7 protein-coding genes and 1 pseudogene are annotated in these 8,614 nt (G+C 75.8%); 5 read left to right on the top strand and 3 right to left on the bottom strand.

The features are described 5' to 3' along the window. Window positions 1-525: pseudogene (locus AB6N24_RS22035) on the bottom strand (hypothetical protein); the annotation flags it as partial. Window positions 526-930: 405 nt separating this feature from the next. Between AB6N24_RS22035 and AB6N24_RS22030 the strand changes: the two are divergent. Both AB6N24_RS22030 and AB6N24_RS22025 read left to right on the top strand, forming a co-directional pair. Beyond that, window positions 931-1,935, top strand: a complete 1,005-nt coding sequence (locus tag AB6N24_RS22030; RefSeq protein ID WP_412871501.1) for an ABC transporter substrate-binding protein — start codon at window positions 931-933, stop codon at window positions 1,933-1,935. A gap of 127 nt (window positions 1,936-2,062) precedes the next feature. After that, window positions 2,063-2,293: a DUF6458 family protein gene (locus AB6N24_RS22025; RefSeq protein WP_034624753.1), complete on the top strand. Its 231-nt coding sequence runs from the start codon at window positions 2,063-2,065 to the stop codon at window positions 2,291-2,293. Window positions 2,294-2,488: 195 nt separating this feature from the next. On the opposite strand, the gene AB6N24_RS22020 is transcribed toward AB6N24_RS22025, so the two are convergent. Both AB6N24_RS22020 and AB6N24_RS22015 read right to left on the bottom strand, forming a co-directional pair. Then, a complete protein-coding gene (locus AB6N24_RS22020) occupies window positions 2,489-3,130 on the bottom strand; it encodes a nitroreductase family protein (RefSeq protein WP_412871500.1) in 642 nt (213 codons plus the stop codon). A 181-nt stretch (window positions 3,131-3,311) separates the two neighbouring features. Beyond that, window positions 3,312-4,430, bottom strand: a complete 1,119-nt coding sequence (locus AB6N24_RS22015; RefSeq protein WP_412871499.1) for a lytic polysaccharide monooxygenase auxiliary activity family 9 protein — start codon at window positions 4,428-4,430, stop codon at window positions 3,312-3,314. Window positions 4,431-4,843: 413 nt separating this feature from the next. On the opposite strand from AB6N24_RS22015, the gene AB6N24_RS22010 reads away from it, so the two are divergent. The 3 genes from AB6N24_RS22010 (at window position 4,844) to AB6N24_RS22000 (ending at window position 8,511) form a co-directional block, all read left to right on the top strand. Further along, complete coding sequence (locus AB6N24_RS22010) at window positions 4,844-5,905, top strand: chymotrypsin family serine protease (RefSeq protein ID WP_412871498.1); 1,062 nt, start codon at window positions 4,844-4,846, stop codon at window positions 5,903-5,905. A gap of 67 nt (window positions 5,906-5,972) precedes the next feature. Beyond that, on the top strand, window positions 5,973-6,215 hold the full coding sequence (locus AB6N24_RS22005; protein WP_412871497.1) for a hypothetical protein: 243 nt from the start codon (window positions 5,973-5,975) through the stop codon (window positions 6,213-6,215). Between the two features lie 295 nt (window positions 6,216-6,510). Continuing rightward, window positions 6,511-8,511 carry an NHL domain-containing thioredoxin family protein gene (locus AB6N24_RS22000; RefSeq protein WP_412871496.1) on the top strand — a complete coding sequence of 667 codons (2,001 nt, stop codon included), beginning with the start codon at window positions 6,511-6,513 and terminating at the stop codon, window positions 8,509-8,511. The last annotated feature ends 103 nt before the right edge of the window (window positions 8,512-8,614 follow it).

Here is an 8,614-nt window from a genome sequence, read left to right as displayed (position 1 = left end):
GTTCGACGGCGAGCCGCCCGCCGGCAGCCCGTCCGCCCGCAGCGCGTCCGCCCGGACGGACCCGTCGGTGCCCGCGCGTCGGCGCCGGCCGAGCAGCGCGAGCGCGATCGCCGCCAGCACGACGACGAGCACCAGCGCGGCGGTGACGACGGCGCCGGTCGGGATGGTGGACGCCGCCACGCTCGGCTGGTCGGTCCACACGGGCGCGATCGACGTCGGCACGGGGGCCGGGAGCTCGGCGGGTGACCCGGCCGGAGTCGGTGCCGGCGTCGGCGTCGGCTCGGGCGCGGTCGGCGTGGTGACCGGAGTGCCGGTCGGGGAGGGGGTGGCCGTCGGCTCGGGGACCGGGCCCGGCACCGCCTCGTCGGCCGTCGTCGTCGGCGACGGCGTCGGCTGGGAGGTCTCCGTGGTTCCGGGCGTCGGTGCGGTCGTCGTGGTCGGTGCGGGCGAGGGCGGCACCTCGACGAGGCGCTCGACGGTCCCGTGGGCCGTCGAGCGCGGGAGGTCGGTCGGTGACCCGGTCATCGTCGCCTCTCACCGGTCTGTCGCCGGCCCGCAGCCGCACCGGGGTCGTCCGGCTGCCGTGCGCAGCCCGCGGCTGGGAACCTAGCACCGGCTCGTCGGAGCCACCCGCGGGCCTGTGCGTCCCCCAGATGGACGACGGCCGTCCGGGTGGTGCGAGGGCGGTAGCCTGCGACCGACCGCCGCCGGTGCGGCGTGCACTCCGCCGTGCACGCACCCGTTCGGGGTCGTGCGGCGCCACAGGTGTGCCTCAGGGGGATTCGTGCTGTCCACGTCCGGCCCGTTCTGGGGTCGGCAGGATCGGCGCACGCCAGAGGCGTCGCAAATGAGAGGTTACTCACTTTTGCGCGGTCTGTCACATCCGCCGGCTCGGCGTGCCACGACCCGCCCGTCCTGACAGAGGTCCAGATGCGCCGTCGACCTGCCCCGACCACCCTCGCCCTGCTGCTCGTGAGCTCGTCCCTGCTGCTCGGGGCCTGCTCGGCGGACGAGCCGCCCGCCACGTCGGCCGCGGTGTCCGCCTCGCCCGAGACGACCACCGCGGACCTCACGACCCGCACGGTGCTCGACGACGTGGGCCGCGAGGTCGTCGTCCCGGAGTACCCGCAGCGCGTCGCGACCCTCAACGAGGAGATCCTCGACGCGGCGCTCATCCTCGGCGTCGAGCCGGTCGGGATCAGCCTCGGACGTCACCAGCGCACCGCCGCCGCGTACCTCCAGGACCGCAAGCCCGAGCTGACGTACCTCGTCAACGCCGGCCTGCCCGACTCCCCGGACGTCGGCGCCGTGCTCATCGCCGAGCCCGACCTCGTGGTCACGGGGGATGCCACGGCGCCCGACGTGCTCGCGGGCCTGGAGGCGATCGCCCCCACGTTCGTCGCGCGGGACGACGCCGGCTGGCCCGAGATGCTCCGCGCCGTGGGCGTGGCGGTCGGCCGCGAGGACCAGGCCGAGACCTGGATCGGCGGCTACGAGTGGCGCACCCAGGGAGCGCGGACCGTCATCGCCGAGGCGGGCAACGCGGGTCGGTCCGTCACGCTCGCGCTCTGGACCGAGGACGGGCCCGTCGTGCTCGACGCCTCGTCGTTCGCCGGGGGCGTCGCGGAGTCCGTGGGGCTCACGGTCACCGCGAGGCCGGCCACCGCCGCGGCCCCGGCCGACGGCCTGCCGGGCCCGGTGACGCCCGTCGCGGAGCTGCCGGCGTCCGACTGGCTGTTCGTCTTCGCGTTCGACGCCCTCGGCCCCGACGGCGAGGCGCTCGGCGCCGCGCTGGAGTCGGCCGCGGTGCGCGCGCTGCCCGCCGTCGCCGCCGGTCACGTCTCGGTGGTCGACGGCTCCGCGTGGGCGACGCGCGGTGGACCCGCCGCCGCGCACCTCGTGCTCGACGGCCTGCTCGCCGCGTTCGGTGCGTGACGGCCCACGGACGGGTGACCCCCTCCGGCCGCGTCTCACCCCGTCTCGACGCGCGCCGGTGCCCGGTCCACGCCATAGTCGGGTCAAGAACCGGGCGGACCAGCCCGGCGCGACCGGAGGAGTGACCATGGGAATCGGTGGTGGCATCACCTTGATCGTGCTCGGCGCGATCCTCGCTTTCGCCGTCCAGGACAGCATCTCGGGGATCGACCTGACCATGATCGGGTACATCTGCCTCGGTGCGGGCATCCTCGCGCTCATCCTCACGCTCGCCCTGAACGCGCAGCGTCAGAAGACCACGAACCACACGGTCGTCGAGCGTCACGACGGCACCGCCCCGCCGCCGCCCACCTACTGAACGGCGGACCGGGCACCTCGCTCGACGAGCCGGGCCTCGCGGGGAAGCGCGAGAAGCCCGGCGCACGCACGGCCACGACGGCGCACGCCCCCCTCACCGGGCGGGACGGGCGCCGTCGTCGTGCGTGGGGACCTGCGTCGGGCGTGGTGCGGCCCGCGCCGCGCACGGGACGACGCCGCGCGGGAAGGTCCGGGATCAGGGCCGGGGTGACCAGCGGCCGCGGTGGACCACGTCCTCGACCGCGCGGCGCGGACGCCGGGCCGCGGAGCCGGGCAGGTGCTCGACCGGGGCCGGGTGCCCCACGGTGATCGCGCCGACCGGTTCGAGGTGCCCGGGCACGCCGAACGCCTCCCGGTACGCCGCGGTGCGCTCGGCGGGGATGCCGAAGAAGCACGCGCCGAGCCCCTCGTCGACCGCGGTCTGGAGCACGAGCAGCGCCGCCATGCCCGCGTCGACGTACCAGTACGGGACGGCCCACGGCACGTCGCCGGCCGGGTCCGTGCCGGCGCTGCCGGGGTCCGCGACGTCGCGCTGCTTGTCGGGCTGGGCGTAGCGCATCCGGTACGCCGCGGGGTCGGCGTGCGGCACGACGACGACGGGCGCGACCCGCATGGAGCGCAGCCACCGGCTCGCCGGCCCCGCGGGCGCGGTGACGTCCCAGAACCGGGCGACGTCGACCGGGGTGTCGAGCACGAGGAAGCCCCAGCCCTGGCTGAACCCGGCGCTCGGCGCGCGCACGGCGTTGGCGAGCATGCGGTCGACCGCCGCGCGCTCGACGGGCACGTCCGTGTAGGTCCGCACCATGCGCCGGCGCCGCACGACGTCCTGGAAGTCCATGCCCCGATCATCGCGTGCCCGTCCGCCGGCGCGCCGTCCGAGCCGTCGGCCCGGGGTGCCCCGCCCGTGGCGCGCCCGCTCCACGCACCGCAGAGCCCCCACCGGAGTGCGCCGGTGGGGGCTCTGCTGCTGCGGCGGCGGCGCGGGGCCGCGGTGCGGCCGTCGGGCGGCCGGGGTCAGGTCAGCTCAGCGTGCAGCTCGCGCCGTTGAGGGTGACGGCGGTCGGGGCCTTGGGGGCTCCCGAGCCGTTGAACCCGAACTGCACCGAGCCCTTCGCGGGGATCGCGCTGTTCCACGCGGCGCCCTTCGCGCTCACGGTGGTGCCCGTCTGGGTCGCCGTGCTGCTCCACGCCTGGGTGACCTTCTCGCCGTTCGTGAACGTCCAGCGCAGCTCCCACGCGCTCACCGCGGCGGTGCCGCCGTTGGTGACGGTCACCTGGCCGGTGAAGCCGGTGTTCCACGCGTTCGAGGTGTCGAACTTCACCGAGCACGCGCCGGGCGCGGACGTGGGGTTCGGCGTCGCGGTGGGCGTCGCGGTCGGGGTCGGCGTGGCGGTCGGGGTGACCGTCGGCGTCGGGGTGGGCGTGGGCGTCGGGGTCGGCGTCGGGTTGACCGTGCCGCCCTGGAAGATCACGTCGGCGCAGTTGTAGAAGGCCTCGGGGCTGTCCGAGCGCGTCCAGATCGAGTAGATGATGTGGCGGCCGCTCTTGTTCGGCAGCGTCGCGTCCCAGTAGTACTCGGCGCCCTGGGGGCCGCCCTCGCGCAGCGGCGGGTTCGTGACCTCGTTGAACGGCACGGCCTCGAGGTCGCTCCACTTGAGCGGGCTGTTCGGGTTCCAGCCGTCCTTGGTCACGTACTGCGACCAGGTGCCGGGGTGCCGGGCCCAGGCGTTGTACTGCATCGTGATCCTCGAGCCGGCCTGGAGGGTCGTCGTCGGCCAGTCGGTGCGGGCCGCGCGGGCGCCGCTGAACGTCGCCAGCGGGCCGCACAGGTTGCCGTCGGGCACGACGCTGCGGTGCTGGCCCGCGGCGTTGCTGAGCAGGTTCCCGAACCAGTTGTAGAACGGGTAGTTGCCGTTCTCCGCGAGCAGGTTCTGGCAGGCGGGGTTCGTCGGGTTCAGGCCGCCGCCGGCACCGTTCTCGACACCGTTGACGTAGCAGGCGTACGTGCGCGTCGCCGGGTACGTGAGCCCGCCGTGCGCGGCGGCCGGCGACGCCGGGAGCCCGACGAGCAGCGCGGCTCCGACGGCGGCGGCGGAGGCGACCGCGAGACGTCGCAACGTGTGTCTTCCGAGGGACATGACTGCTCCTTGTGCGGGACGGCGGCGCCGGGTCGGGCGCCGTGGGGCCGTGCGGCCGGTCGTCCGGCCGTCGCGGACGCGGCGACGGTGCGGCGTCGGCGCCGGACGCGCGTGAGCGCGCGAGGGGCGGCCGGACGAGAGGCGTGCTGGGTGCGGGGAGTGCGTGGTGGTCGGGCGGGGGCGTGCGTGGTGAGGGGACCAGGCTCGGCGGGGCCGTCGGGGGCGTCAACGCACCTAAACGGTTCGTCGGTGCGGGCGCCGGGGGCGTGGCGGGCGTGCTCGTCGGGTACGCGTCGGTGGCTGCGGGCACACTGGGAACACGTCGCGAACTGCGGGACTGCCCGAAGGTGCAGCCGGGCTCGCGCTGGCGGACGGCGTCCTGCAGGGGGACCGCCGCCGGAAGGGGGCACATCATGGACAGGGACGAGGCACGCGAGATCAAGTCCCAGCTCGCGGACTACGTGCACGACCTCGCGCAGCGCGAGGTGCACGCCTCCGGGGTCGCGACGGACATCGTCCCCACCCTCGGGCTCGGGCTGGCGCCGCGGGGGGAGGGCAGCTACGTCCTGGCCGTGCGCTACTGGCTCGGGTCGCCGCGCGTGCGGGCGATCGCGCGCCGGGTCGCGGAGCAGGTCGGGCCGGTCGCTGCGGACGTGCGCCGGACCGGGCGGATCCGCCCGCTCTCCCAGCCTGCGCCGCTGCCCGGTGACCGCTCGGCGGACGGCAGCCCGAGCTCCGACGGAGCGGCCCCGCAGCGCAAGGGCCCGCGTCCGCCCGTCGTCACGGCACTCGCCGCCGGGGAGACGTCGCGGGTGCGACCGCTGCGCCCCGGGGTCTCGATCGCGCACGTCGACGTCTCGGCCGGGACGCTCGGTGCGTTCGTCCGCGTCGACGGGGTGCTCCACGCGCTGTCGAACTACCACGTGCTCGCCGGCTCGCCCCGCGCCGAGACCGGCGACGTCGTCGTGCAGCCCGGCCCCGCGGACGGCGGCCGTGCGCCGCGCGACCGGGTCGGGACGCTCGCCTCGACCGTCCCGCTGCGCCCCGGGCGCACCGCGACCGTCGACGCGGCGCTCGCGCTGCTCGACGAGCAGGAGGTCGACCTCGACTACCCGGTCGGCCGGGTCACCCGAACGGCTGTCGCTCTCGGCGGCGAGGACGTGGTGAAGATCGGCCGCACCACGGCCGTCACGACGGGTCGGGTGACCGCGATCGAGCTCGACGACATCGTCGTCGGCTACGGCGACGAGCTGGGTGACCTGCGCTTCGACGACCAGATCGAGGTCGAGTCCACGGGCCCCGGACCGTTCTCCCGGGGAGGGGACTCGGGCTCGCTCGTGTGCACACGTGACGGGATCGCCCTCGGTCTGCTCTTTGCGGGGAGCGAGACGGGGGGCGACAATGGCACCGGGCTGACGTACCTCAACCCGATCGACACCGTCCTCGCCGCACTCGGGGCCGAGCTCGCGCAGTAGTCCCCCCGCGCGCAGCTCCCCCCGGCCCCCTCGCCGGCGCGGCGGTCACGCGAGAGGCGGTATCCCGGTGACGGATCTCGAGCACGCGCGCGCAGCGAAGGACCGGCTACGACAGACCCTCGCGGGGCGCGACGGCATCACCGGCATCGGGATCTCACGCGGCGCGGACGGCTACGGCGTCCAGGTGAACGTGACGCAGGCGGCGCACCGTGCCGCCGTGCCCGAGCACGTCGACGGTGTCGACGTGCGCGTGCGCGTCACCGGACCCGTGCACGCCCAGCCCGTCCGCCGCAGCCGCCACGCGGGCTGAGCCCTCCACCAGGCTGAGCTCACCGGTGCGGGCGGCGGTCCGCCCGGTGCGCCACCGGACGGACCACCGCCCCTCGCCCGGTCACGTGCCCGTGGGCGGTGACGCCGCGGTCCTCGGCGGGCCGAGGGGGAGCCGGCCGGACCACGAGCCCCGGACGTCGCGACCGGGGTGCGGAGGGGCGGTCCACCGGACGCGACCCCACCAGGCTCGGGCTGCCGCGACGGTGGGGTCAACGTGACGAATCGGTTCGCGGACGCGGTCCGCGGACCGCCACGGCGTCAGGTTCACTAGGACCATGACGCAGAGCACCACCCGCCTCCCTCGTGTCCGCGCCTCGGAGCTCACCGGCCGCGGCTGGCTCAACACCGGCGGCCGGGACGTGACCCTCGCGGAGCTGCGCGGGAAGATCGTGATCCTCGACTTCTGGACGTTCTGCTGCATCAACTGCCTGCACGTGCTCGACGAGCTGCGCGCGCTCGAGGAGCAGCACCGCGACGTCCTCGTGATCGTCGGCGTGCACTCCCCGAAGTTCGTGCACGAGGCGGACCCGGTCGCGCTCGCCGCGGCGGTCGAGCGCTACGAGGTGCACCACCCGGTCCTGGACGACCCGGAGCTCACCACGTGGTCGGCGTACACCGCGCGTGCGTGGCCGACGCTCGTCGTCATCGACCCCGAGGGCTACATCGTCACGCAGATGGCGGGCGAGGGTCACCAGCACAACGTCGAGGTGCTCGTCCGCGACCTCGTCGCCGAGCACGAGGCCAAGGGGACGCTGCACCGGGGGAGCGGGCCGTACGTCCCGCCGGAGCCGACGTCGGGGACGCTGCGGTTCCCCGCGAAGGCCCTGACGCTGCCGGGCGGGAACCTGCTCGTGGCCGACGCCGGGCACCACGGGCTCGCCGAGCTCGCGCCGGACGGCGAGACGCTCGTGCGCCGCATCGGCTCGCGCGAGCGCGGGCTCGTCGACGGCGGACCCGACGAGGCCCGGTTCAGCGAGCCCAACGGCCTGTGCCTGGTGCCCGACGAGCTGCGTGCGCGGGTCGGCTACGACGTGCTCGTCGCCGACACGGTCAACCACGCGCTGCGCGGGGTCCGGCTCGCGGACGGCCACGTGACGACCGTGGCCGGGACCGGCGAGCAGTACATGGTCGGCGCGGTCGACAACGTGCTCGACGACGCACCCGCCGCTGCGGCCGCGGCCGACCCCGGGGGAGCGGCCGGTGCCGTGCCCGACGCGCTGCGCCACAAGCTGTCCTCGCCGTGGGACGTCACCTGGTACGCCCCGCTCGGCGCGTTCGTCGTCGCGATGGCGGGCAACCACACCCTGTGGACGTTCGACGCGGAGCGCGGCTCGGTCGAGCACGCCGCGGGCACGATGAACGAGGGGCTGCTCGACGGCCCGCTGCCGGGTGCGTGGTTCGCGCAGCCGTCGGGCCTCGCGGTCGGCCCGGACGGGCGGCTGTGGCTGGCGGACGCCGAGACGTCGGCGCTGCGCTGGGTCGAGCCGGGCGCCGACGGCACCGGCACGGACCGCAACGGCGGTGCCGCGCCGACCGTGCACAGCGCCATCGGCGCGGGGCTGTTCGACTTCGGGCACCGGGACGGCGCCGCCGACCAGGCGCTGCTGCAGCACCCGCTCGGTGTGGCGGTCCTCCCCGACGGCTCGGTCGCCGTGGCGGACACCTACAACGGCTCGGTCCGCCGGTACGTGCCGCCCGCTCCCGGCACGGGGGAGGGCACAGGGGAGGGCACGGTCGGCGAGGTCACCACGCTCGCGACGGGGCTCGCGGAGCCGAGCGGGATCGTCGTCCTGGCCCCCGAGGACGGCGGGTCCGGGCTCTCGCTGCTCGTCGTCGAGTCCGCGGCGCACCGGCTCACGCGGGTCGCGCTGCCCGCGGCGCTCGCGGGCCAGATCCTCGACTCGGGCGCGCACCGCACGCAGCGCCCGGTCACCGAGCTCGCGGCGGGCGAGGTGCGGCTCGACGTCGTGTTCACGCCCGCGGCCGGGCAGAAGTACGACGACCGCTACGGCCCCTCGACCCGGCTCAAGGTCGCCTCGACGCCCCCGGAGCTGCTGCTCGACGGCGCGGGCGACGACGTCCCGCTCGAGCGCGTGCTCCGGCTCAACCCGGACGTCGCGGAGGGTGTGCTGCACGTGACCGCGCACGCGGCGAGCTGCGACGCCGACCCGGCGATCGAGTACCCGGCGTGCCACCTCAACGCGCAGGACTGGGGCGTTCCCGTCCGGCTCGTCGACGGCGGGCCCGCGACGCTGACGCTGCCGCTGCACGGCTGAGCCCCGGCGGTCGCTGCCGGGCGGCTGCGACGCGCGCGCCGAGATCATGCTGAAGACCGCGCCCGGGACGCGCACGGTGCGGTACGCGGACGGTGCCCCTGTC

The organism is Cellulomonas jepli (genome assembly GCF_047229345.1).
Taxonomy (GTDB): Bacteria; Actinomycetota; Actinomycetes; order Actinomycetales; family Cellulomonadaceae; genus Cellulomonas_A.
The sequence above is the reverse complement of the archived record's forward strand: the minus strand, read 5'-3'. Positions and strand labels throughout refer to the sequence as shown.